The organism is Methylobacterium sp. 391_Methyba4 (assembly GCF_029691625.1).
In the GTDB taxonomy this organism is placed as follows: domain Bacteria; phylum Pseudomonadota; class Alphaproteobacteria; order Rhizobiales; family Beijerinckiaceae; genus Methylobacterium; species Methylobacterium fujisawaense.
The window spans coordinates 5,266,230-5,287,402 of sequence record NZ_CP121475.1; the positions used below are offsets into that span (position 1 = coordinate 5,266,230).

22 protein-coding genes, 1 riboswitch and 1 other annotated feature are annotated in these 21,173 nt (G+C 72.4%); of the genes, 7 read left to right on the plus strand and 15 right to left on the minus strand.

Annotated features, from left to right (window positions below; translation table 11 throughout):
- Nucleotides 1-4 precede the first annotated feature (4 nt).
- Complete coding sequence (locus tag P9K36_RS24840; protein WP_043353868.1) at nucleotides 5-616, minus strand: Maf family nucleotide pyrophosphatase; 612 nt, start codon at nucleotides 614-616, stop codon at nucleotides 5-7.
- A 373-nt stretch (nucleotides 617-989) separates the two neighbouring features.
- Nucleotides 990-2,339: a transcription termination factor Rho gene (gene rho, locus P9K36_RS24845; protein ID WP_043386160.1), complete on the minus strand. Its 1,350-nt coding sequence runs from the start codon at nucleotides 2,337-2,339 to the stop codon at nucleotides 990-992.
- Between the two features lie 406 nt (nucleotides 2,340-2,745).
- On the opposite strand from rho, the gene P9K36_RS24850 reads away from it, so the two are divergent.
- From P9K36_RS24850 to hisG, 5 genes are all read left to right on the plus strand, one after another.
- Nucleotides 2,746-3,249 carry a DUF3429 domain-containing protein gene (locus P9K36_RS24850; RefSeq protein ID WP_043353871.1) on the plus strand — a complete coding sequence of 168 codons (504 nt, stop codon included), beginning with the start codon at nucleotides 2,746-2,748 and terminating at the stop codon, nucleotides 3,247-3,249.
- 147 nt (nucleotides 3,250-3,396) lie between these two features.
- A complete protein-coding gene (hisS, locus tag P9K36_RS24855; RefSeq protein WP_043759587.1) occupies nucleotides 3,397-4,944 on the plus strand; it encodes a histidine--tRNA ligase in 1,548 nt (515 codons plus the stop codon).
- Nucleotides 4,945-5,022: 78 nt separating this feature from the next.
- The gene (locus P9K36_RS24860) at nucleotides 5,023-5,265 is read left to right on the plus strand and encodes a hypothetical protein (RefSeq protein ID WP_043353874.1); all 243 of its coding nucleotides are present in this window, start codon (nucleotides 5,023-5,025) and stop codon (nucleotides 5,263-5,265) included.
- A gap of 151 nt (nucleotides 5,266-5,416) precedes the next feature.
- Entirely contained in the window at nucleotides 5,417-6,559 is a 1,143-nt protein-coding gene (locus tag P9K36_RS24865) for an ATP phosphoribosyltransferase regulatory subunit (RefSeq protein ID WP_278306180.1), read from the plus strand.
- A complete protein-coding gene (hisG, locus tag P9K36_RS24870) occupies nucleotides 6,556-7,548 on the plus strand; it encodes an ATP phosphoribosyltransferase (protein WP_043386169.1) in 993 nt (330 codons plus the stop codon). Before P9K36_RS24865 ends, hisG begins: the two co-directional genes overlap by 4 nt.
- A gap of 46 nt (nucleotides 7,549-7,594) precedes the next feature.
- Here the strand turns inward: hisG and P9K36_RS24875 are convergent, their stop codons facing one another.
- The 3 genes from P9K36_RS24875 to P9K36_RS24885 form a co-directional block, all read right to left on the minus strand.
- Entirely contained in the window at nucleotides 7,595-7,948 is a 354-nt protein-coding gene (locus tag P9K36_RS24875; protein WP_043386172.1) for a lysozyme inhibitor LprI family protein, read from the minus strand.
- Nucleotides 7,949-8,015: 67 nt separating this feature from the next.
- Nucleotides 8,016-8,447 carry a protoporphyrinogen oxidase HemJ gene (hemJ, locus tag P9K36_RS24880; RefSeq protein ID WP_043346260.1) on the minus strand — a complete coding sequence of 144 codons (432 nt, stop codon included), beginning with the start codon at nucleotides 8,445-8,447 and terminating at the stop codon, nucleotides 8,016-8,018.
- Between the two features lie 10 nt (nucleotides 8,448-8,457).
- Nucleotides 8,458-9,609 carry a uroporphyrinogen decarboxylase gene (locus P9K36_RS24885; RefSeq protein ID WP_278306181.1) on the minus strand — a complete coding sequence of 384 codons (1,152 nt, stop codon included), beginning with the start codon at nucleotides 9,607-9,609 and terminating at the stop codon, nucleotides 8,458-8,460.
- A gap of 463 nt (nucleotides 9,610-10,072) precedes the next feature.
- Between P9K36_RS24885 and P9K36_RS24890 the strand changes: the two genes are divergently transcribed.
- On the plus strand, nucleotides 10,073-10,903 hold the full coding sequence (locus P9K36_RS24890; protein WP_043346269.1) for a pyruvate, water dikinase regulatory protein: 831 nt from the start codon (nucleotides 10,073-10,075) through the stop codon (nucleotides 10,901-10,903).
- 116 nt (nucleotides 10,904-11,019) lie between these two features.
- Here the strand turns inward: P9K36_RS24890 and crcB are convergent, their stop codons facing one another.
- From crcB to P9K36_RS24940, 10 genes are all read right to left on the minus strand, one after another.
- Nucleotides 11,020-11,409: a fluoride efflux transporter CrcB gene (crcB, locus tag P9K36_RS24895; RefSeq protein WP_091955375.1), complete on the minus strand. Its 390-nt coding sequence runs from the start codon at nucleotides 11,407-11,409 to the stop codon at nucleotides 11,020-11,022.
- 83 nt (nucleotides 11,410-11,492) lie between these two features.
- Nucleotides 11,493-11,563: riboswitch (Fluoride riboswitch) on the minus strand.
- A 182-nt stretch (nucleotides 11,564-11,745) separates the two neighbouring features.
- Nucleotides 11,746-12,255, minus strand: a complete 510-nt coding sequence (locus tag P9K36_RS24900) for a hypothetical protein (protein ID WP_043346263.1) — start codon at nucleotides 12,253-12,255, stop codon at nucleotides 11,746-11,748.
- A gap of 179 nt (nucleotides 12,256-12,434) precedes the next feature.
- On the minus strand, nucleotides 12,435-12,866 hold the full coding sequence (locus P9K36_RS24905) for an EF-hand domain-containing protein (RefSeq protein ID WP_043346265.1): 432 nt from the start codon (nucleotides 12,864-12,866) through the stop codon (nucleotides 12,435-12,437).
- A gap of 91 nt (nucleotides 12,867-12,957) precedes the next feature.
- Nucleotides 12,958-14,241: a BatD family protein gene (locus P9K36_RS24910; protein ID WP_075381013.1), complete on the minus strand. Its 1,284-nt coding sequence runs from the start codon at nucleotides 14,239-14,241 to the stop codon at nucleotides 12,958-12,960.
- Nucleotides 14,235-15,155: a tetratricopeptide repeat protein gene (locus P9K36_RS24915; RefSeq protein WP_075381014.1), complete on the minus strand. Its 921-nt coding sequence runs from the start codon at nucleotides 15,153-15,155 to the stop codon at nucleotides 14,235-14,237. Before P9K36_RS24915 ends, P9K36_RS24910 begins: the two co-directional genes overlap by 7 nt.
- On the minus strand, nucleotides 15,155-16,084 hold the full coding sequence (locus P9K36_RS24920; RefSeq protein WP_043386178.1) for a VWA domain-containing protein: 930 nt from the start codon (nucleotides 16,082-16,084) through the stop codon (nucleotides 15,155-15,157). The genes P9K36_RS24915 and P9K36_RS24920 overlap by 1 nt, the downstream gene beginning before the upstream one ends.
- A gap of 172 nt (nucleotides 16,085-16,256) precedes the next feature.
- On the minus strand, nucleotides 16,257-17,294 hold the full coding sequence (locus P9K36_RS24925) for a VWA domain-containing protein (RefSeq protein WP_170861886.1): 1,038 nt from the start codon (nucleotides 17,292-17,294) through the stop codon (nucleotides 16,257-16,259).
- Complete coding sequence (locus P9K36_RS24930) at nucleotides 17,291-17,764, minus strand: DUF4381 family protein (RefSeq protein WP_051976194.1); 474 nt, start codon at nucleotides 17,762-17,764, stop codon at nucleotides 17,291-17,293. The genes P9K36_RS24925 and P9K36_RS24930 overlap by 4 nt, the downstream gene beginning before the upstream one ends.
- A gap of 24 nt (nucleotides 17,765-17,788) precedes the next feature.
- A complete protein-coding gene (locus tag P9K36_RS24935; RefSeq protein WP_043386180.1) occupies nucleotides 17,789-18,658 on the minus strand; it encodes a DUF58 domain-containing protein in 870 nt (289 codons plus the stop codon).
- Between the two features lie 233 nt (nucleotides 18,659-18,891).
- A complete protein-coding gene (locus tag P9K36_RS24940; protein WP_075381017.1) occupies nucleotides 18,892-19,893 on the minus strand; it encodes a MoxR family ATPase in 1,002 nt (333 codons plus the stop codon).
- A gap of 251 nt (nucleotides 19,894-20,144) precedes the next feature.
- Here P9K36_RS24940 and P9K36_RS24945 point away from each other — a divergent pair, with 251 nt between their 5' ends.
- A complete protein-coding gene (locus P9K36_RS24945; protein WP_043759600.1) occupies nucleotides 20,145-20,855 on the plus strand; it encodes an MgtC/SapB family protein in 711 nt (236 codons plus the stop codon).
- 204 nt (nucleotides 20,856-21,059) lie between these two features.
- Nucleotides 21,060-21,115: a sequence feature (sul1 is cis-regulatory element that is thought to sense ions involved in sulfur or methionine metabolism; They are found in Alphaproteobacteria), on the plus strand.
- The last annotated feature ends 58 nt before the right edge of the window (nucleotides 21,116-21,173 follow it).

The following is a 21,173-nucleotide window of genomic DNA, read 5'->3' on the forward strand; positions in this document are numbered from 1 at the left end:
TCCCTCAAAAATCCAGAACCCCGGCCCCGCGCAGGCGGGCGAGGAGCGGCAGCAGCGGCAGGCCCAGCACGGTGCTGTGGTCGCCCACGACCGATTCGAACAGGTGGATCCCAGGCCCTTCGAGCTGGTAGCCGCCGACGCTCGACCGCACCCGCGCCTCGCCGGCACAGCCCACATAGGCCGCGATGGCCCTTTCATCGAGGGGGCGAAGGGTCAGCCGGGCGGTCTCCACGAAGGCGTCCTGCACCGCCCCGGCCAGGACCACGGCGGAATGCAGGGCGTGGGTGCGGCCGGACAGACGGGCGAGCTGGGCCCGGGCGGCCTGCGCATCGGCCGGCTTGTGGAACACGGTGCCGTCGAGATCGAGCACCTGATCGGCGCCGATGACGATCCGGCCGGGATGGCGCGCCGCCACCGATTCCGCCTTGGCGCGGGCGAGCACCAGGGCGAGGTCGGGCGGGGACAGGCCGGCGCACTCCGCTTCCAGGGCGCGCTCGTCGACATCCGGGGCGGCGGTCTCGACCGGCAGGGCGGCGCTCTCCAGGAGGAGGCGCCGGGTCGGGCTGGTCGAGGCGAGGAGGAGCGGATCCGGACCGGTCCAGGGCGAGCGGAGCATCGCGCCAGTGTCACGGATCCGGGGATCGGTGCAAGCCGGGGATCGCCCGGGCTGCGACGAGCCCCGCCGCCGGGATGGACCGGCCGGCGGGGCTGTCGCGGCGCCGATACGCAACCTGGCGCCCGAAGAGGACCTTGGCAGGGAGGGGTTAGGAGACAGTCAACGGCCGCATCGCGGAGCCGGTCGCTTCCGTGCCGCGGCGGGACAGAGGCACACCGGCCCTCCAACCCTCCCCCTCATCCTGAGGTGCCGTAGCGCAGCGGAGGCCTCGAAGGAGGCCACCGGATGCCCTGCGATCCCTGGAGCTCTCCTCCGAGGCGGCTGCGCCGCATCCGAGGAGGCGACGGGTTGGGATGCCCGTTGAACCGGCGCCTCAGGTGTTCATCGAGTCGAAGAAGTCGCTGTTGCTCTTGGTCTGGCGCAGCTTGTCGAGCAGGAACTCGATCGCGTCGGTGACGCCCATCGGGTTGAGGATGCGGCGCAGCACGTAGGTCTTCTTGAGCGAATCCGGCGGGACCAGCAGCTCCTCCTTGCGGGTGCCGGAGCGGGTGATGTCGATCGCCGGGAAGATGCGCTTGTCGGAGACCTTGCGGTCCAGGATGATCTCGGAGTTGCCGGTGCCCTTAAACTCCTCGAAGATCACCTCGTCCATGCGCGAGCCGGTGTCGATGAGCGCGGTGGCGATGATCGAGAGCGAGCCGCCCTCCTCGATGTTGCGGGCCGCGCCGAAGAAGCGCTTGGGCCGCTGCAGGGCGTTGGCGTCGACACCGCCGGTCAGCACCTTGCCGGAGGACGGCACCACGGTGTTGTAGGCGCGGCCGAGGCGGGTGATGGAATCCAGGAGGATCACCACGTCGCGCCCGTGCTCCACGAGGCGCTTGGCCTTCTCGATCACCATCTCGGCGACCTGCACGTGGCGGGTGGCCGGCTCGTCGAAGGTCGAGGCGATGACCTCGCCCTTCACCGAGCGCTGCATGTCGGTGACCTCCTCGGGCCGCTCGTCGATGAGCAGCACGATCAGGTAGCACTCGGGGTGATTGAGGGTGATCGACTGCGCGATGTTCTGCATCAGCACGGTCTTACCCGTGCGCGGCGGCGCCACGATCAGGGCGCGCTGGCCCTTTCCGATCGGCGCCACGATGTCGATGATCCGCGGGGAGAAATCCTTCTTGGTCGGGTTGTCCAGCTCGAGCTTGAACCGCTTGGTCGGGAAGAGCGGCGTCAGGTTGTCGAAGTGGACCTTGTGCTTGATCTTCTCCGGGTTCTCGAAGTTGATCGTGTTGACCTTGAGGAGCGCGAAGTAGCGCTCGCCGTCCTTGGGGCCGCGGATCGGGCCCTCGACGGTGTCGCCGGTGCGCAGGCCGAAGCGGCGGATCTGGGTCGGCGAGATGTAGATGTCGTCGGGGCCCGGCAGGTAGTTCGAGTCGGAGGAGCGCAGGAAGCCGAAGCCGTCCTGCAGCACCTCGACGGTGCCCGAGCCGATGATCTCGACCTCCTTGGCAGCGAGCTGCTTCAGGATGGCGAACATCAGCTCCTGCTTGCGCATGGTCGAGGCGTTCTCGACCTCGACCTCCTCGGCGAAGGCCGTCAGGTCGGTGGGCGTCTTCGACTTGAGGTCCTGGAGCTTGACCTCGCGGACGCCCTCGAGGGCGGCGGGCATGGTGGGCGCATCGGCCGGCTCCGCGGTCTCGATGTCGGCGAGGGCGTCGGGGTTTGGCGTCATGGGGTGTCTTGCAACCGACGGAAGAGGTGGGAGGGCCGGTTCAGTGCCAGGCACCCGGGGGATGGGCGCCGAAGAGCGGGCCGCGCTGCGGCGAGGGGCCCGGGGTCAGATTGGCGAAACCGATGAGGCAGGACCCTCGCGGCTCACGGGCGCGCTGCGGCGCAGACCTTGTGATGAGGGCGCAGTAGAGATAACGCCTTTTTCGCCCGCACTCAAGGGCCCGGCGCGGGATGCCGGCGCGGGGACCGCAAAGGCCCGGCCGCAAGGGCCTCGCCGGGACGCCGAGCCGGCGCTAGAGAGGCAAGCCCGCAGACGGGGTCATCGGAACCGGGCCGGCGCGCGGCCGTTCCCCGTCCCGGTGCTGCAGCGCAGCAGACCGTCCAACCGAGAGTCCCCCCTGACCGCCATGCGCGACGACGCTACCGGACGCACCCTCACCACGCGCGAGCCGCGCCGGATCCCCTGGCTCGACCTCGTCTTCGGCTTCGGCCCCATGGTGCCGATCGCCGTCGGGGCCGCGGTGGCGTGGTGGCTGAACGGCCAGCCCCTCGATTATCTGGTGGCGCTGTTCACCCTGCTCTATGCGGCCTCGATCCTGCTGTTCCTGGCCGGGGTGCGCCGGGGCGTCAGCTTCCGGACCGAGGGCGGCCCGCAGGTGTCGCAGCTCGTGACGATGCTGATCCTGTACGGTCTCGGGCTGGCCAGCCTGTTCACGGCGGTGATGGGCAAGGCCGTGCCGGCACTGGCGATGCTGATCCTCGGCTACGCCGCCATCGGGATCCTCGACCCGATCGCGGCGCGCGCCGGCGAGGTGCCGCTGGCGCATGCCCGCCTGCGTCCGCTGCAGATGCCGATCGCCGTGGTGAGCCTCGCGGCCCTGCTCTGGCTCAAGCTGACGGCGCCGTACTGAGCCCCGCCAATCGAAGCCCCGCCAACCGAATTCCCCTTTCGCGCGGCATGCTTTAGAGCCCGGCCAAGGGTTCTCCGCCCGGCGGAGACGATTCAAGATCCGATGCCGGACCCGGGCTCCGGGTCCGCGAGAAGCGAACGCGCGCACATGTCCAAGGCCGACACCCCCAAGGCCGAGAAGGCCGAGACCTTGAAGCCCCGCCTGCCGCGCGGCTTCGTCGACCGGCGCGCCGGTGAGATCGCCGCGCAGGGGCGGATGCTGGAGACGATCCGCAAGAGCTTCGAGCTCTACGGCTTCGAGGCCCTGGAGACGCCCTTCGTCGAGTACACCGAGGCGCTCGGCAAGTTCCTGCCCGACCTCGACCGTCCGAACGCGGGCGTGTTCTCGTTCCAGGACGACGACGAGGCGTGGCTGTCGCTCCGCTACGACCTGACGGCGCCGCTCGCGCGCTTCGTCGCCGAGAACTACGACGCCCTGCCCAAGCCGTATCGCAGCTACCGGGCCGGCTACGTGTTCCGCAACGAGAAGCCGGGGCCGGGCCGTTTCCGCCAGTTCATGCAGTTCGACGCCGACATCGTGGGCGCCGGCAGCGTCGCGGCCGATGCCGAGACCTGCATGCTGATGGCCGACACGCTGAACCGCCTCGGGCTCGGCGGCCAGTACGTGGTCAAGGTCAACAACCGGAAGGTGCTCGACGGCGTCATGGAGGCGATCGGGCTCGCCGGTCCCGACAAGGCCGGCCAGCGCCTGACGGTCCTGCGGGCGATCGACAAGCTCGACCGGCTCGGCGTCGACGGGGTGCGCGACCTCCTCGGCGCCGGCCGCAAGGACGAGAGCGGCGACTTCACCAAGGGCGCGGGCCTCGACGCGACGGCGATCGGCCGGATCCTCGCCTACGTGTCGTTCCAGGCCGATGCCGGCGACGGCGCCGACAAGATGGCGTTCTGGGAGAAGTTCTTCGCCGGCTGGCACGACGCGGTCGGCGAGTCCGAGACCGGCCGGGAGGGCATCGCCGAATTGCACGCGATCATGCGCCTCTGCGCCGCCGCCGGCTACGGTCACGACGTGATCCGCGCCGATCCGAGCGTGGTGCGCGGCCTCGAATACTATACCGGCCCGGTCTACGAGGCCGAGCTGACGTTTCCGGTCACCAACGAGGACGGCCAGACCGTGCGCTTCGGCTCGGTGGCGGGCGGCGGGCGCTACGACGGGCTCGTCGGGCGGTTCCGGTCCGAGCCGGTCCCGGCCACCGGCTTCTCGATCGGCGTCTCGCGGCTGTTCTCGGCCCTGCAGCTCGTGGGCAGCCCCCTGCTCGCCGGCGCCGAGGCGCCCGGGCCGGTGGTGGTGCTGGTCCTCGACCGGGAGAACATGGCCGATTACCAGCGGCTGGTGGCGCTCCTGCGCGCCGACGGCATCCGGGCGGAGCTCTACCTCGGCGCCGCCGGCATGAAGGCGCAGATGAAATACGCCGACCGCCGGCGCGCACCCGTGGCGGTGATCCAGGGCTCGAACGAGCGTCTGGCCGGCGAGGTCCAGATCAAGGACCTGATCGCGGGTGCCCAGGCGGCCGAATCCATCGCCAGCAACGCCGAGTGGAAGGCGGCGCGGCCCGCGCAGATCTCGTGTCCGGAGGCCGATCTGGTGGCGCAGGTCCGCGCCGTGCTGGCCCGGCATTTCACGGCTTCGGAGACCTGAGGCGCGCAGGTCGAACGCGGCGGCTCCGGCGGCGTTATCCTCGGTCGGTTCCGTGGAGGGGTCGGGGGAGATGTCGGGATGCGCGCGAAGATCCTCATCCTGTCGGCCGGCCTGATCTGCGCCGGGACAGGCCCCGTCTGGGCCGCCCGGCCGGTCCTCGACCGGTTGCCGAGCGCCGTCGCCCAGGCCACCCCCGGGACCGGCAGCGCCCCCGTCCTGAGCGCCGGGATCGCCGGAGCGCCGGCCCTGACCGTGATCGCCCGCCGCAAGCCGGTCCGGCGCCCCCGCGGGGCGCGTCTCGGCGGCGGCCGGCCGCTCTGAGCGGCTGCTCCGAGCGGGTGAAGTCTGTGGCGCCGTAGCGCGTATCGGTCCGCGGTACGGGGACCTGCGCAGTCCTGCGCACCGCACCGCCCTGCGACGTGTCGCCAAGTCCGGCCACGGTTGCTACAGAGCGCCCGCGAGGATGGATCCGATGACACGACCGGAGGCAGGCGAGACGGGGGCGGGGGACGCGGCGCGCACGCGGCTGCTCGCGCATCTGGCGGCGGCAGGCTATCGGCCCGTGACGCCGCCGGTGCTGCAGCCGCTGGAGCCGTTCCTCGAATTGTCGGGCGAGGACATCCGCCGGCGGATCTTCGTCACGCAGGATGCGGGCGGCGCCGAGCTGTGCCTGCGGCCGGAATTCACGATTCCCGTCTGTCGCCTCCACCGGGCGGAGGCCGACGGGCAGGTGGCCGATTACAGCTATTGCGGTCCGGTCTTCCGCCTCGCCGCCGACGAGCCCGACGAGTTCTTCCAGGCCGGCATCGAGTCGATCGGGCGCAGCGACACGCCGGCCGCCGACGCCGAGGTGCTGGGTCTCGCCCTCGAGGGCCTCGCCCTGTTCGGCCGGACCGATCCGGCGGTGCGGCTCGGCGACATGGGGCTGACCGTGGCGCTCCTCGACGGCCTCGCGGTCCCGCCCGCCGCCAAGCGCCGGACGCTCCGGGCGCTGGCCGCCGGGCGCTCGCTGGACGTGGTCACCAACGGCGCCGAGGGGACCCGCCCGGAGGATCCCCATGCGGGCCTGCTGGCGGCGATCCAGGGCCAGGACCCGCGGGGCGTGCGCGCCTTCGTGGAGGACGTGCTGGCGATCGCCGGGATCTCGGCGGTAGGCGGGCGCAGCGCCGGCGAGATCGCCGAGCGCTTCCTCGCCAAGGCCTCCGCGCAGGCCCATGGCGGGGCCGGGCTCAACGCCGAGAACCGCATCCTCCTCGACCGCTACCGGGCCATCGCCGGCCATCCGGATGCCGCCGCCCGCGACCTGCGGGCGCTGGTGGCCGACGCGGGCATCCGCCACGACGCCCTCGCGGCCGCCCTCGACCTGTTCGAGGAGCGCACCGGCTTCATCGCGGCCCGCGGGCTGCCGATCGAGCGGTTCCGCTTCCAGGGCGGCTTCGCCCGCAACCTCGACTATTATACCGGCTTCATCTTCGAGGTGACCGAAGGGCAGGGCCCGATCCTGGTCGGCGGCGGCCGTTACGACGGCCTGCTCGGCCATCTCGGCAGCCCGGCGCCCCTGCCCGCGGTGGGCTGCACCTTCTGGATCGCGCGCGTGGCGGGAGCCGGCCGATGAGTGCTTCGGACGCGACCGCCATGCCGCTGATCCTCGCCGTGCCATCCAAGGGCCGCCTGCAGGAGAACGCCAGCGCGTTCTTCGGCCGGGCCGGTCTGAAGCTCGCCCAGGGCGCCGGCGCCCGCGACTACCGGGGCAAGCTGCTCGGCGTCCCCGACGTCGAGGTGCGCTACCTCTCGGCCTCCGAGATCGCCGCGCAGCTCGCCTCGGGCGCCGCCCATCTCGGCGTCACCGGCGAGGACCTGATCCGCGAGACCCTGCCGGACGTGCGCGGCCAAGTGGAGCTGCTGACGCCGCTGGGCTTCGGCAACGCCACCGTGGTGGTCGCCGTACCCCAGGCCTGGATCGACGTGCGCGACATGTCCGACCTCGACGAGGTCGCCGCCGGCATGCGCACCCGCCACGGGCGGCGCCTGCGGGTCGCCACCAAATACGTGAACCTGACCCGCCGGTTCTTCGCCGAGAAGGGCGTCGCCGATTACCGGATCGTCGAGAGCCTCGGCGCCACCGAGGGGGCGCCGGCGGCGGGCTCGGCCGAGATCGTGGTCGACATCACCACGACGGGGGCGACGCTCTCCGCCAACGCCCTGAAGGTGCTGGACGACGGCATCATCCTGCGTTCGGAGGCGAACCTCGTCGCCTCGCTGAAGGCGCCCTGGGGCGAGGGCCAGCGGGCGGCGCTCCGCACCGTGCTCGGCCGCATCGCCGCCGAGGAACGCGCCCGGACCACCCGGGAGGTGCGGGCCGCCCTGCCGGAGAGCGGCACCATCGACCTCGCCACCCTGGCGGGCCTGCACGAGGCCGAGCTGCCCTACGGCGCCCCGAAGGGCCCGGAGGGCGAGATCGTCCTGCGCTGCCCTGAGGGCGCGGTGTTCGACCTCGCCGGCGCCCTGGTCGAGGCGGGGGCGCGGGCCGTGACGGTGCGGCGGGTCGACTATGCCTTCGCGGCCGAGAACCCGCTGGCGGAGCGGCTGCTGGCGCGGCTCTGAGGAGGGCGGACCGTCGTGGTGGTGTCCTTGCGGAGCACCGCGACGGCTACGGGCCCTGCTTGGCGAATTCGGACAGCACCCCGCGCAGCACCTTGAGCCGCCCGTCGTAGGCGGCTGTCAGGCAGGCGACATCGCCGCTGCAGGCGCGCCGCTCCGTCAGCCAAGCCTCCTGATCGTCGCGCAGCTTGGCTTGGCCCCCCATGGGCAGCACGCTCTTCAGGATCTCGAACCGGGTCGCCATCTCGACGTCCCGGTCGTTGAGCGGGAGATGGGCACAGATCGCCTTCTCGTCCGGAGCCTCGGCCCTGTCGCACGGGAAGCTCGCGGCCCGGGCAGCCGGGGCGGCGATCGGAGCCGCGAGGGCGGCGAGGGCCAGGGCGAGGACGAGCGGCTTCGGCATGGCCAGGAAACGGCCCGGCGGCGGAAAGGCTCCGCGCAGCGCGGCAGCCGGGTGAATCGACCCGGTCTCAGAAGCCCGGCTTGACGATCGCCAGGATGACGATGCCGATCATGAGAAGCGTCGGCACCTCGTTGAGCACCCGGTAGAACCGATGACCGCGGGTGTTCCGGTCGGCGGCGAAATCCTTGACCATCCGGGCGAGCCAGCCATGGATACCGGTCATCGCCAGGACCAGCGCGAACTTCGCCTGGAGCCAAGGGCTCGCATAGAAGCCGCTCATCCAGGCGAGCGCCACCCCGAACAGCCAGGTGGCGATCAGGGCCGGGTTCATGATCGCCTTGAGCAGGCGGCGCTCCATCACCTTGAAGGTCGCGCTCTGCGCCTCCGAACCCGGCGGCAGGCTCGCATGGTAGACGAACAGCCGCGGCAGGTAGAGCATGCCCGCCATCCAGGCGATCAGGCTGATGACGTGGCCGGCCTTGATCCAGTCGTACAGCACGGGCGCAGCCTCAACCCTGGCCGCGCAGCCGGGCGAGCATCCGCTCGACATGGGCCACCGGCGTCTGGGGCGTGATGCCGTGGCCGAGGTTGAAGATGTGCGGCCGGCCGGCGGTCGCCTCCAGGACGGCATCCACCGCCGCGTCGAGGGCCGCGCCGCCCTCGATCAGCGTCTCGGGATGGAGGTTGCCCTGCGTCACCGTGGTGGCCGGCACCGTCGCCCGCAGGGCCTTCAGGTCCACCCCCCAGTCGACGCCGACGGCATCGGCGCCTGTCTCCGGCACCACCCGGGCATGGCCGTCGAGGCCCGAGCCGCGGGCGAACACGATGATCTTGGCGCCCGGCACCCGGGCGCGGACGCCCGCCACCATCCGGGCGATCGGCTGCAGGGACCAGCGGGTGAGGGCGTCCGCCGCGGGGGCGCCCGGCAGGGCGCTCTCCGCCACGTCGCCGACGGGCTCGACGGTGCCGTCGGAGGTCGGCACGGCGAGGGGCAGCGTGCCGGCATGGGACTCGAAGATCTGCACGGCGTCGGCGCCGGCCTCGAGCTGGCGCACGAGGTAATCGGTCTGCACCGTGACGAGGCGGTCGATCAGCCCGTCCACCAGCGCCGTGTCGCCCTCGGCCAGCGCCCGCGCGGGGGCGAGGTCCGGGGTGCCGCGACCGCCGATCATGTAGCTCGCCACCGTCCAGGGGGCGCCGCAGAAGCCGAGCAGCGTGGTCTCGCCGGGCAGTTCCGCGCGCAGCCGCGTCACCGTCTCGAAGACCGGTGCGAGATGGGTCATCACCGCCGGGTCGCCGGCCTCGCGCAGCTTCGAAAAGGCCTCCCGGCCGTCGAGGGGATCGAGGCGCGGCCCCTCGCCCTCCACGAAGCGCACGTCCTGACCGAGCGCATGGGGCACGACCAGGATGTCCGAGAACAGGATCGCGGCATCGAAGCCGAACCGCCGGATCGGCTGGAGCGTCACCTCGACGGCGAAGTCGGGGCTGTAGCAGAGGTCGAGGAACGAGCCGGCCTCGGCCCGGGTCGCCCGGTATTCCGGCAGGTAGCGGCCGGCCTGCCGCATCATCCAGGCGGGGGGCGGACCGATCGCCTCCCCGTCGAGGACGCGCAGCACCTTCCGCTCGGACTTGCGCTCCGTCCCCGTCATCGTCGTTCCCATCCCGTATCCGTCATCCCGCATGCCCGTCGGCGGGCCTCCTGTCGAGTCGAGGCGCGCCGATCCCCACACAGGCCCCTTCGAAAAGAAAAGAGAGAATCTAGGACTCTGTTTTTTCTCTTGGGGGGCCGAATCACGGGGGCACAAAAGCGTCCACAGGCGGTCCCCGGCGCCGCGCCGTTAACGAGGCTTTAAAGGATTTGCTCCATCTTGCGAGAACGACCAGATCCGACAGCGCCTTGGCAACGCCGAGTCGTGTGCGGACCCCGGACGCGTCCCGGATTCTCCCAGTGAGGCGGAATCCATGCGCCCCGATCGTCTGCCTGTGAACGGCGGAGTCGATAGCGCGCACCGGTATCGCCCTGGACCGGCCCGGCGGGGCATCCTATCCACACTCATCGACTCCCCTGGCGGCCGGCGGTGGACAACGTGGGCGCCGCGAATGGCGACCGCAGAGGCGATCGGAATGGGCCGCAGCTACTTCCACCTCCACCTCGTCTCCGACTCCACCGGCGAGACGCTGATCAATGTCGGGCGCGCGGCGGCCGCGCAGTACGAGGGCGTGTCGGCGATCGAGCACGTCTATCCGCTGGTGCGCTCGGCCGCGCAGCTCGACCGGGTGATCTCGGAGATCCGGGCGGCGCCGGGTCTCGTCCTCTACACCCTGGTGGGGGGCGACCTCGGCGAGCGGCTGGAGGAGGTCGCCCGGGAGACCGGCTCGCCCTGCCTGTCGGTGCTGCGGCCGGTCCACGACCTGCTGCGCGCCTATCTCGGCGCCGAGACCACGGCCCGGCCCGGCGCCCAGCACATGCTGAACGCCGAGTACTTCAAGCGCATCGACGCGATGAACTTCACCCTGGCCCACGACGACGGCAACCTGCCGGAGGATCTCGAGGACGCGGACGTGATCCTGCTCGGCGTCAGCCGGACCTCGAAGACGCCGACCTCGATCTACCTCGCCAATCGCGGCCTCAAGACCACCAACCTGCCGCTGGTGCCGGGCATGCCGCTGCCGCCGGCGATCGAGCGCGCCCGCAAGCCCCTGGTGGTCGGGCTGTTCGCCTCGCCGGAGCGGATCGTGCAGATCCGCCAGAACCGGCTCTCCAGCCTCAACGCCGACGAATCGTCCCTCTACGTCGACCGCTCGGCGGTGGCGGACGAGATCACCGCCTCCCGCCGGCTGTTCACCCGGAACCGCTGGCCGACCATCGACGTGACGCGCCGCTCCATCGAGGAGACCGCGGCGGCGATCGTCGACCTCTACCGCGACCACCGGCTGAAGTTCATCGCGGATTGAGAGGGGTTTCCGAAGGGCTCAGCCCTTTGGCGGGGTTCGGGGGCGGAGCCCCTGAACGACCCGGGCTCCGCCCCGGAGCCGCAAAAGCTCGCAGCCCTTTTGAAGCCGGGACGGCCTCAGCTGCCGCTCAGGACCGCCCGCACCAGGGTGAGGCCCGCCACCAGCCCGATCAGACCGGTCGCCACCGAGGCCCCAACGTAGAGGGCGGCGGCGGCGGTCTCGCCCCGGTGGTACAGGCTGATCGCGTCGAGGGAGAAGGTCGAGAAGGTGGTGAAGCCGCCGAGCACGCCCGTGGTCAGGAACAGCCGTGCCGGGTGACCCGCCGCGCCGCGCAGGGCGAAGCCCTCGGCGAGCACGCCCATCAGGAACGAGCCCAGCACGTTGATGATCAGCGTGGCCAGGGGGAAGCCGAGGCCCGGCAGCAGCCGGGCGACCGCCACGTTGATCCCGTGGCGGCACCCGCCCCCGAGCCCGGCTCCGACAACGACGATGAGGGTGTTGATCATGCCGGCCCTTCCTGTTCGGTCGGGCAGCCACGTCCTGTCGCGGCTTCGGCGCACGGCCCCACCGCGGACGGCTGAGGCGCGCCCGTGCGGTAGGAGCCATCAGCCCGGCCTCCGAGTCGGGCGGTTGTCGGGGCGCTCCATCCCCATCGGGACAGGCTTAGCGCAGGATGCCGGTAAGGGGAATCCGGTTTTCCGGCTCCCGCGCTGGTGGGTCGGGGGGGCGCGGCGGGTTCACAGATCGGTTCGGATCGGCGCGGGTCCCCTCCCGTGCGGGAGAGCGGACCCGCGCCCTGTCATGAACCCACCGTGCTGGATCGATCGGCGAAGCCGCAAGGCTCAGCGAGCGTAGGCGAAGTGGCTGCGCTGCTCGATCTGGGCGGCATAGAAATCCTCGACCACCTCGCGGACCACCTCGGCCAGCTCGTCGCCCCGGTGCTCGTCGAGCTGGATGTCGCTGCCGACGGTCCGGCCGATGGCGCAGCTCGCAGCCCCCGGCACGAGGCGCTCGTTGTAGCGCTGGTTCAGGCCCGAGACCGAGATGTAGTTGCTGCCGCCGAGTTCCGGACCGTACTTGATCTTGATCTTCTGCTCGGTGTCGGTCCCGCGCAGCCGCGCGCAGAGGCTGATGAAGTTGTCCTGATCGATCTTGGCCTCGAGGCCGGTGATGCTGCCGTGGACGTTGTCCTCCTCGTTGAGCACCTCAGCCATGAGGTTCAGGACGCCGACCACCGGCTCCAACGCCCGGGCGCCTTCCTCCAGGAGTTTCTTGCGGAAGTCGTTGCTGCGGGCATCCGCCTCCTGCAGCCGCGCGCGGAACCTGTCCTTGACCTCGTTGGCGCGTGCCATCGCGCTCCTCCCTGGTGGTTCATCCGATGCTTTGCCGCCCGGATGACCGAAACCTACGAGGTCAATTCAGATGACGCAAGATAGTGCAAAATATTGATGCCTGCCCAGAACTTAAGCCGTTGCACAGGAATAATACTTGCTCATGGACTGTGCAACGGCGGAGTCTCCGGGATCCGCGCCTATTTCAGGAGCTGCAGCAGGCTGCGTCCGGCCGGGGTCTTGAGTTCCTTGGCGTCGAGCGTGCCGTCCTTGTCGGGATCGGCCGCCTTGAAGCGCTGCTCGACCAGGGCGAGGTATTCCTTGCGGTCGAGGGTGCCGTCGTTGTCGGTGTCGGCGGCCTTCAGGTCCGTCTTGCTGACCCGGCCCTTCAGCTCCTTGGCGTCGACGGTCCCGTCCTTGTCGGTCTCGGCGGCGTCGAAGACCTTGCCGGCCGCGGCCTGGGCCTCGGCCAGATCGATCGTGCCGTCCTTGTCGGTGTCGACCATCTTCAGCGTGCGCTCGGTGCCGGAGGACCGGGCGAAGGCCGCCGACGGCAGCGCGGTGGGGACGACCAGGCCGAGGACGAGCATCGCGGCCAGCGCACATGCGGGTCTGTTCAGGATCGCGGGCATGAACGAAATCTCCGGTGGCGATCAGCGCCGGCAGCCCAAGCCGCCATGCGGCGCGCCGTTCCCGGAGGCGCGTTCACAAGCCGACGATCAGTCAGCGGGCCGGACCGTCGAGGGGGGCGAGCCGGTCCGGTTCCCGGGCCGCGGCGGCGACCGGTTCGGACCGGGACAGGGCGTTGGCCAATGCCCTCAGGTCCGGGACCGGCGCGCCCGATGCGCCGAACACCGACCGGTCGAGAGCCGCGAAGGATGCGACAAGACCGGGCCGCGCCCGCCAGATGCGAGCCAGGTCCGGCGCTTCCCGCATCGCCGTGTCCAGGACCGCGCGGAACCCGGCGGGATCTCCGGAACGGGCCGCCGCCTGCAGCGCGCGCCGGGTCGGGCGGGACAGGCGCAAGGAGGGCCGGCCAAGGCCGAAGCCGATCAGCGCCAAGCCCAGCCCGAAGGCGGCCAGCGCCGAGGCGGCGACCACGAGCGGCGAGGGGATCGCGGGGGGCGCCCGGTCGGTCTCCCGGTCGGGCAGGCCGCCGCCGATCTGCCGGGCCGGGATTTCCGTCTCGCGCATGGTGCGGGTGTTGGTGTCGAACCACGGGATCGCGATGGCGTCGAGGGGGATGATCTCCGGCACGCCGGGCTTCACGTCCCACTGGTAGGTGGCCCGCGCCACGGGGCCCGAGGGGGTCAGCAGGGTCTCGCGGGTGACGGGGCCCGCGAAGGTGATGATGCCGCGGGTGCGCATGACCGGCCGGGGCGGCAGGCCCTCCGCGACCATGCCCTGCGCCTCCAGGGTGACGATCCGGCGGGTGGTCTCGCCGACCTTGATGGTCTCGGGATCCGGGCTCCAGGAATCGGTGATCGCCACGTCCTTGGCCGGCAGCCACCAGGGCTCCTTGGCGTCGGGGCCGCCGCTGGGCTCGGTCCATTGTGCGACCGGGAAGGGGATCGGCTTCGAGCGCACCTCGACCACCCGCCGCTCGCCGACATCGTTGACGGTGAGCTTGTGGGTGAACGGCTCGATGGTGAACTGCCCGGCATGGTGCGGGAAGACCGCCACGGTGCGGTCGAACGCGATGGCGCTCTGGCCGTCGGGAAGTTTGGTCTTGCTCCAGTGATCCCGGCCGAGCTGCGTCCAGGAGAAGTTGGCAAGGGAGGGCTGCACCACCTCCTCGAGCAGGATCGGCTGCTTGTAGACCCCGTGGATCTTCAAGAGCACCATCTCGCGGGAGAAAGGCGCGCTGTTGCCGTTCAGTTCGGCGGTCACCGTCAGGGTGAGGTCGCCCGGCTCGATCTCCGCGCGGGCGGGGAGGGGAGCGAGGAGGGGAGCGAGGAGGAGGAGCGCGCGGGCGCGCCTCTCGAAGACCCCAGAAAAACTCACCACGGGTTGCTCCCGGCGGGAATCGCGGTGCCGGCCTCGACCCGGCGGGTCTGCTCGGCGCGCAGGCGCAGCTTGAGATAGCGGCCGGGATCGTCCGGCAGGGTCTGGAGCCAGAGCCGGTCCGGTCGGATCTCGTGGGCCTCGAAGCTCTTGGTCACCCGGCGGACCTCGCGCTCGGGCGCCTCGGCCACCATGGCGGAACCGCCCCCGGTCCGGCCCCGGCCCGCCGCGTCGCCGGCCGAGCCCCGGGCCTGGCCCTTGCCGGTGTCGATCGATTGCTGCTCGGCCTTGCCCCGGCGGGACACCTTGCTGTTGCCGGGCAGCGACGCGCTGGCGTTCGATTCCTTGTTGCCGGCGAGCCCCTCGCCGCTGGAGGCGGCGTTGATGTCGTTGTTCTGGTCCTGGTTGGCGGTGTTGTTGTAGCGGGCGCCGTACTGGGCGGTGCCGTTGGCGATACCGCCGCCGGGCCCGCGATCGATCACCTCGGCCCGCATCCGGGCGATCAGCGAGCGGTTGGCCTGGGCGTCGGCATCGCGGGGGTTGAAGCGCAGGGCCTCGTCGTAGGCCGCCAGCGCGCCCTCGAGGTCGCCCGCCTTCGCGAGCGCGTTGCCGAGATTGTAGCTCGCGCGCCGCCCGCCGGTGCGGAACAGCGCGATCGCGTCCGCGTAGCGGCCGGCCTCGTAGAGCGCGGCGGCGCGCCAGGCCGGATCGACGAAGACGTCCGCGGCCAGCCCCGGCAGGCCGAGGCCCATCAGCAGGCGCCCGAAGCCGGTCCGGGGCTGCGAGACGGCGAGCAGCGCCAGGAGGCCGATCCCCGCCAGCGCCAGGCCGGCGATCCGGGCGCGGCGGCGCCAGCGCGGCGGCAGGCCGGCGCGGAGCGGGACGGCGAAGCCCGTGTCGGGGAGGGTGAGCCGCATCAGGCGCTCCTGCGGAACAGGACCAGGACCGGCAGGGCCGCCAGCAGCAGCAGCCAGCGCCCGAGATCCGCATAGGCCAGGACGCCGTAGCCGCCCGCCGCGAGGTGCTGACTGAGCCCGGCGCCGACCGCGTCGAGCACCGGGCCGGGGGTCGCGATGTCGGCGACGGTGCCGCCGCCGGCCCGGACGAGGGCGTCGAGGGCGGCCCGGTCGGGCTTCGGTGCGCCGGGCGGCAGCGGCTTGTCGGCGGGGACGAACAGCGCCTGGAGCCGCCAGCCGTGCTCGGCGATGGCGCGGGCCTCGCGGGTGGCGGCCTCGCCGATGCCGTCGCCGTCGCTGATCAGCACCACGTCGGCCGCCACGACGTTGGCCTCCGCCAGGGTGCGGCGGGCCAGCGCCAGCCCGCGCTCGGGATGGGTGCCGCGGTCCGGCACCGTGTCGGCATCGAGGGCGAACAGGGTGGTGCCGAGGCTGTCGCGGTCGGTGGTGGGGGAGGCGGCGAGGTAGGCGTCGCCCGCATAAACTACGAGGGCGACCGCCCGGGTGCCGGCGGCCTCGGCGACGGCGGCGGCGGCCTGCCGGACGCCCTGGAGGTTGCCGCCCTCCGTGACCGAGCGGGACAGGTCGACGACGATCACGGTCTCGTCGAGGTTGCGGAAGGTCCGCCCGTCCGCCCGCTCCACAGCGGGGCCGGTGAGCGCGAGGGCGATCAGGCCGGCCGCCAGGGCGGCGGCGAGGTTCGCCTGCCGCCGGCCGCCCAGCACCGCGCCGGTGCGGGCGAGGTGGGCCATCAGCGCCGGATCCACCGCCCGGGCCCAGTCGCCCAACGGCGCCGAGCGCCACGCGGCGCGGAGCGCCAGCAGGACGACCACCGGGATCGCCAGGAACCACCAGGGGCGCAGCAGCGCGAAGGCGTCGAGGAAGCTCATCGGGCGGCGTCTCCCACCCGGATCCCCTCATCCCGAGGTGACCGCGCAGCGGGCCTCGAAGGAGGGCTCCAGGGCGCGCGCGGCCGGCGGGCGGGCTCCTTCGAGGCCTCCGCTGCGCTCGGGCACCTCAGGATGACGGCGTGTGCCGGACAGGCGGCGAACCGTGGACCCATCACGCCCCCCTCCGGCTGGCCAGCAGGGCGGCGGCGGCCAGCAGCGCCAGGGCGGCCGGCCAGGGCCAGAGGTCCCGGCGCAGGGGCAGGGGCGGAGCCAGGGCGCGGCCGCCCTCAAGCCGGTCGATGGCGTCGGCGACGCGGACCAGATCCTCGGTGGTGCGCACCCGGAACGCCTCGCCGCCGCTCGCCTGCGCCATGTCGCGCAGGGTCTCGGTGTCGACCACGTCCTGCTCGCCATCGGCATCGGCCATGTCGCGGGGCCCCAGCGCGATGGTGTAAATCTTGATGCCCAGCGTCTTGGCGAGGTCCGCCACGTCCTTGGGGGCGGTCTGGCCGGCATTGTTGGCGCCGTCCGAGAGCAGGATCACGGCTTTCGCGGCCTTGGCACCGGACTGCCTCCCGGAGGCGGCCTCGCCGTCCGCATCCCGCGGGTCCAGGCGGCGCAGGGCGAGGCCGAGGCCGTCGCCGATCCCGGTGGAGCGGCCGCTGATGCCGATCGTCGCCTCGTCGAGGGCGCGGGCGACCGCGGCAGTGTCGAAGCTCAGGGCCGCCGCCACGTAGGCCTGGTCGGCGAAGATCACGAGGCCGATCCGGTCTCCGGCCCGGCGGCGGATGAAGTCGGTGCCGACGCGCTTGACCGCGGTGAGCCGGTTCACGGTCTCGCCGTCGAGGGCGAAGTCGCGCCGCTCCATCGAGCCCGACAGGTCCATGGCGATCATGATCTCGCGGCCCGAGGCCGGGAGCGCGGCCGCCGGCATGACGAGGCGCGGGCCCGACAGGGCCGCCACCAGGGCGATCCAGAGCGTCCAGGTCAGCAGGGCCCGCCGCCGCCCCCGGGCCGCGAGGTCGGCGCCGGAGCGCGCCCCGCCCACCAGCGTGCCGGGCACGCGCAGGGCGCCGCTGCCGCCCTCGGGCTCGGCCGGGATCAGGCGGGCGGCCAGCAGGGGCAGGGGGAGGGCCAGGAGCGCCCAGGGCGCGGCGCAGTCGAAGGCCGACAGGAGGGCGCTGAGCCATGCGGGCAGGAACGCGCTCATGCCCGCAGCCGTCCGATCAGGCGGCCGAGTTCGGCGTCCAGGGCGTCGAGGTCGGGATCCTGCCGCCGGTACAGCCCGTCGGCGAGCACCCGGCCGGCGCCCCGGGTGAAGAAATCGGTCCTGAACAGCGCGTCCAGGCGGGCGGCCCAGTCGGCGCCCGTCGCCCGGGCCTCGGTCTCGCCGCCGAGGGTCCGGCCGAGACGGCGCAGGAGCCGGGCCTGGGCGACGAGGCGCGCCTCCGGATCGAGATTCCGGCTCCGGGCGAGTTCGGCCAGCGCCGCCCGGCGGATGCCGGCCCGCGCCCGGCCGCGCCCGTAGCGGACAAGCCCCACCAGCAGGGCGGCAAGGAAGCCCAGAGCCGCCGCGGCGACGACCTCCCCCTGCAGGGCGCCGGCGGCGCCGCCGGGCAGATGCAGGCCCCGAAGCTGTTCGAGGGACAGGGGAATCTCGGCGGGAGTGACGGGGTTCATCGGATCGGACCGCCGTGTCGGACCTCACAGCACCGCATCGAGGCGCTCCATGAGCGGCGCATAGGCCTCCGGGCCAGTCTCGACGTCGAGGCGAACGCCCGCGATGCCGCGCCGGGCATAGTCGGCGAGCCGGGCCTCGGCGGATTCGCCCGCCGGCCCGGCCGCCGTCGGCAGCGCGGTCCCGCGGCGGCCATCCGCGAGGGCGAAGGGGTAGTAGCCCGGCGGCCGGGCGCGCTCGAAGGCGTCGCTCACCAGGATCAGCCGGATGGCGATCCGCTCGGCGAGCAGCGTCAGGAGCTCGTCGAAGCCCGGGCCGGGATCGTCGAGGGCGCTGGCGATGACGAGGTGGCCGCCGGCCGGCAGCAGGCTGCGGGCGAGGGCGAGGGTCGCCTCGAGCGGCGGCTCCGCGTGGGCCCGCGAACCGGACTCGGTCCCGAGGGCGTCGGCATGGGCCTGGGCGAGGGCGCCGGTCACCGCGATCATGGCGCGCTCGCCGCCCGCCGGCCGCAGCACGGTCGGCGCGCCGGCCGAGGCCACCGCGAGGCCGACCCGGCCGCCATCGGCCGCGACCCGCCAGCCGAGCAGCGCCAGGGCCTCGGCGGCCGCCACCGAGCGCAGGGCCCGGCGGGTGCCGAACAGCATGGAGGGCCGGAAATCGGCGAGCAGCACCACGGCGCGGTCGCGCTCGTCGTGGTGGGTGCGGACATGCAGCTGCCCGGTGCGGGCCGTGGCGTTGCGGTCGATGAAGCGGCGGTCGTCGCCCTCGGACCAGAGGCGGACATCCTCCGGCTCGGAGCCGCGGCCGCGGCGCCGGGTGACGATGCCGCCGGGCAGCCCTGCCAGGGTCCGGGTGGCGGGCGCGGAACCCCGCCGGGCGAGGTGGCGCAGGCCCATCAGCGCCTCGCCCGAGAGGTGGATGCCCGCGGCGCTTCTCGTTCCTCCCCCCTTTGCGGGGGCCCCGGCCGTCAGGCCGGGTCGGGCGAGGGGAGCGACGCTTCCGGACAGGTCGCGACGGGCGCCATTTCCCGATCCGTCGCGCTGCCCCGCTCCCCCGCTGCCGCGCAGGGTCTCCTCCCCCGCAGAGGGGGGCGGGGAAGCACGTCCCGGAATCCGGAGCCCGAACACCGTCAGAGCGCCCGCACCCGCTGCACCAGTTCGCCGACGAGGCCGCGCGCCGTCTTGCCCTCGGCGGCCGCCCGCCAGGTCAGGCCGATGCGGTGGGACAGGGCGTCCCGGGCGAGGTCCGTGACGTCCTCGGGGATGACGTGGTCGCGGCCCCGCAGCCAGGCCCGGGCCTTGCCGGCCATCATCAGCGCCAGGGTGCCCCGCGGCGAGGCCGGGTGCTCGATCATGGCGCGCAGGTCCGGGGCCGCCGCATCCGTGCGGGTCGCCGCCACCAGCCGCACGAGATAGTCCTTGAGGGCCGGCGACACGTAGGTGGAGAGCGCCGCCTCCCGGGCCGCGCGCACATCCGCCAGCGACAACCGCATGGTCATGGCGTCGACGTGGTGGGTGATCTCGCCCTCCACGAGGTCGAGGATCGCCCGCTCCGTGGTCTCGTCGGGCATGTCGACCACGACGTGCAGCAGGAAGCGGTCGAGCTGCGCCTCCGGCAGCGGGAAGGTGCCGGCATGCTCGATCGGGTTCTGGGTCGCCACGACCATGAACGGATCGGACAGGCGGTGGGTGGTCCCTGAGACCGTCACCTGCCCCTCGGCCATGGATTCGAGGAGCGCCGACTGCACCTTCGGCGGCGCGCGGTTGACCTCGTCCACCAGCACGAGGGCGTGGAACAGGGGCCCCGGCAGGAACTCGAACGTGCCGCTGTCCTGGCGCCAGACGGTGGTGCCGGTGAGATCGGCCGGCATCAGGTCCGGGGTGCACTGGATGCGCGCGAAGGAGCCGTCGAGCCCGTCGGCGAGCCGCTTGACCGCGCGGGTCTTGGCCAGCCCCGGCGCGCCCTCGATCAGCAGGTGGCCGCCGGTGAGCAGCCCGATCAGCAGGCGCTCGACGAGGCCGGCGCTGCCGATCAGGCCGCGCTCCAGCCCCTCGCGGAGCGCCATGACGCGGCCGTGCAGGGCGTCGTCGGGAACGGTGTCGGGCCGACGCTCGGCGAGGACGCCGCTCATACGCGGACGCATCCTGTGCGGCAGGATCTTGCGCTGCGGGATCTTGCGCGGACCCCGTCCGCCGCTCGGGCCGTGTGCTGCATCCTGCACGTCTCCTCGACCGGGTCCCGAATTCTTAAGGGATCCTCAGGCTCTTGCCGGTGTGCCCGCTGCCCGGTGCGGCCGTCAATCCCGGTTCCGACGCCCTTTCGGATCCGGGCCGGGCCATGGTGTCACGGTTTCGTCACCTCCCCGCTTCCATGAGACCGCGGATGACCAGCTACGCCGCCTTCCCCGAAGAACTGAAATCCGCCATCGGCCTGCTCGTGGCCTTCGTGCTCGGCACGGTGATCGGGGCCGAACGCCAGTACCGGCAACGCACCGCGGGCCTGCGGACGGCGGTGCTGGTCGCTGTGGGAGCGAGCGCCTTCGTGGATCTCGGCATGCGGCTCACCGGCCCGGACGGGGGCGTCCGCACGGTGGCCTATGTGATCTCCGGCATCGGCTTCCTCGGCGCCGGCGTGATCATGAAGGAGGGCATGAACGTCCGCGGCCTCAACACGGCCGCGACCCTGTGGTGCTCGGCGGCCGTCGGGGCCTTCTGCGGTGCGGACCTGCCCCTGGAGGCCGTGTTCGTGATGGTGACGGTTCTGGCCTGCAACACCGCGCTCCGGCCGCTGGTGAATGCCATCAACCGCGCGCCAATTCGCGAATCCGCCACCGAGGCGACCTACGAGGTCCAGGTCACCACGGCGCCTGGCGAGGCCGGTCCGGCGCAGGATCTGCTGGTGGAGCGCCTGGAGGCGGCGAACTACCCGGTCGGCAGCGTCGAGGTGGAGGAGCGGGGCGAGACCGCGGTGGATGTGGTGGCGACCCTGACGGCCAGCGCCGTGAAGGCCGAGGAGCTCGATGCCGTCACGGCCGAACTGGCCCGCGCCCCGGGCATTCGTCACGCCACGTGGTCGGTCCAGACCGCCGACTGATCTGTTTTCGGCTCAAAGCTCGGTCCGTTCGACAGGAGCGGCGGCTGGTTCCGACCTTCCTCGGCCGTACAATGCGGGTTGAGTAGGCCCGGTAAGCAGACGTGCAAAAGCTGGTACGCCGAAGCCGGTCTTGCGGCGGGGACGCACTGGGTATCGTTCGGATGTTGCAACGCACCAGTCTGGTGATGTACGAGGGGCCATACGACAGGACCCGGTGAAAGCCCGGGTGGCTCTTCCGGCCGCCGATCCGCCGGACCACGCAATCGACGGCGACCGTGTCGCGGACCTCCAAGGAGGCCGACCCGCCGTGTTGCGCCT

What these genes read in the sequence shown, in the direction of transcription:
- P9K36_RS24925 (WP_170861886.1), bottom strand. Translation starts at nt 17,294, where the DNA reads ATGAGCGCGTTCCTGCCCGCATGGCTCAGCGCCCTCCTGTCGGCCTTC.
- hisS (WP_043759587.1), top strand. Translation starts at nt 3,397, where the DNA reads ATGTCCAAGGCCGACACCCCCAAGGCCGAGAAGGCCGAGACCTTGAAG.
- hisG (WP_043386169.1), top strand. Translation starts at nt 6,556, where the DNA reads ATGAGTGCTTCGGACGCGACCGCCATGCCGCTGATCCTCGCCGTGCCA.
- P9K36_RS24930 (WP_051976194.1), bottom strand. Translation starts at nt 17,764, where the DNA reads ATGAACCCCGTCACTCCCGCCGAGATTCCCCTGTCCCTCGAACAGCTT.
- P9K36_RS24890 (WP_043346269.1), top strand. Translation starts at nt 10,073, where the DNA reads ATGGGCCGCAGCTACTTCCACCTCCACCTCGTCTCCGACTCCACCGGC.
- crcB (WP_091955375.1), bottom strand. Translation starts at nt 11,409, where the DNA reads ATGATCAACACCCTCATCGTCGTTGTCGGAGCCGGGCTCGGGGGCGGG.
- P9K36_RS24915 (WP_075381014.1), bottom strand. Translation starts at nt 15,155, where the DNA reads ATGCGGCTCACCCTCCCCGACACGGGCTTCGCCGTCCCGCTCCGCGCC.
- P9K36_RS24940 (WP_075381017.1), bottom strand. Translation starts at nt 19,893, where the DNA reads ATGAGCGGCGTCCTCGCCGAGCGTCGGCCCGACACCGTTCCCGACGAC.
- P9K36_RS24945 (WP_043759600.1), top strand. Translation starts at nt 20,145, where the DNA reads ATGACCAGCTACGCCGCCTTCCCCGAAGAACTGAAATCCGCCATCGGC.
- P9K36_RS24920 (WP_043386178.1), bottom strand. Translation starts at nt 16,084, where the DNA reads ATGAGCTTCCTCGACGCCTTCGCGCTGCTGCGCCCCTGGTGGTTCCTG.
- P9K36_RS24840 (WP_043353868.1), bottom strand. Translation starts at nt 616, where the DNA reads ATGCTCCGCTCGCCCTGGACCGGTCCGGATCCGCTCCTCCTCGCCTCG.
- P9K36_RS24860 (WP_043353874.1), top strand. Translation starts at nt 5,023, where the DNA reads ATGCGCGCGAAGATCCTCATCCTGTCGGCCGGCCTGATCTGCGCCGGG.
- P9K36_RS24905 (WP_043346265.1), bottom strand. Translation starts at nt 12,866, where the DNA reads ATGCCCGCGATCCTGAACAGACCCGCATGTGCGCTGGCCGCGATGCTC.
- P9K36_RS24935 (WP_043386180.1), bottom strand. Translation starts at nt 18,658, where the DNA reads ATGGGCCTGCGCCACCTCGCCCGGCGGGGTTCCGCGCCCGCCACCCGG.
- P9K36_RS24900 (WP_043346263.1), bottom strand. Translation starts at nt 12,255, where the DNA reads ATGGCACGCGCCAACGAGGTCAAGGACAGGTTCCGCGCGCGGCTGCAG.
- P9K36_RS24865 (WP_278306180.1), top strand. Translation starts at nt 5,417, where the DNA reads ATGACACGACCGGAGGCAGGCGAGACGGGGGCGGGGGACGCGGCGCGC.
- P9K36_RS24875 (WP_043386172.1), bottom strand. Translation starts at nt 7,948, where the DNA reads ATGCCGAAGCCGCTCGTCCTCGCCCTGGCCCTCGCCGCCCTCGCGGCT.
- rho (WP_043386160.1), bottom strand. Translation starts at nt 2,339, where the DNA reads ATGACGCCAAACCCCGACGCCCTCGCCGACATCGAGACCGCGGAGCCG.
- P9K36_RS24885 (WP_278306181.1), bottom strand. Translation starts at nt 9,609, where the DNA reads ATGGGAACGACGATGACGGGGACGGAGCGCAAGTCCGAGCGGAAGGTG.
- P9K36_RS24850 (WP_043353871.1), top strand. Translation starts at nt 2,746, where the DNA reads ATGCGCGACGACGCTACCGGACGCACCCTCACCACGCGCGAGCCGCGC.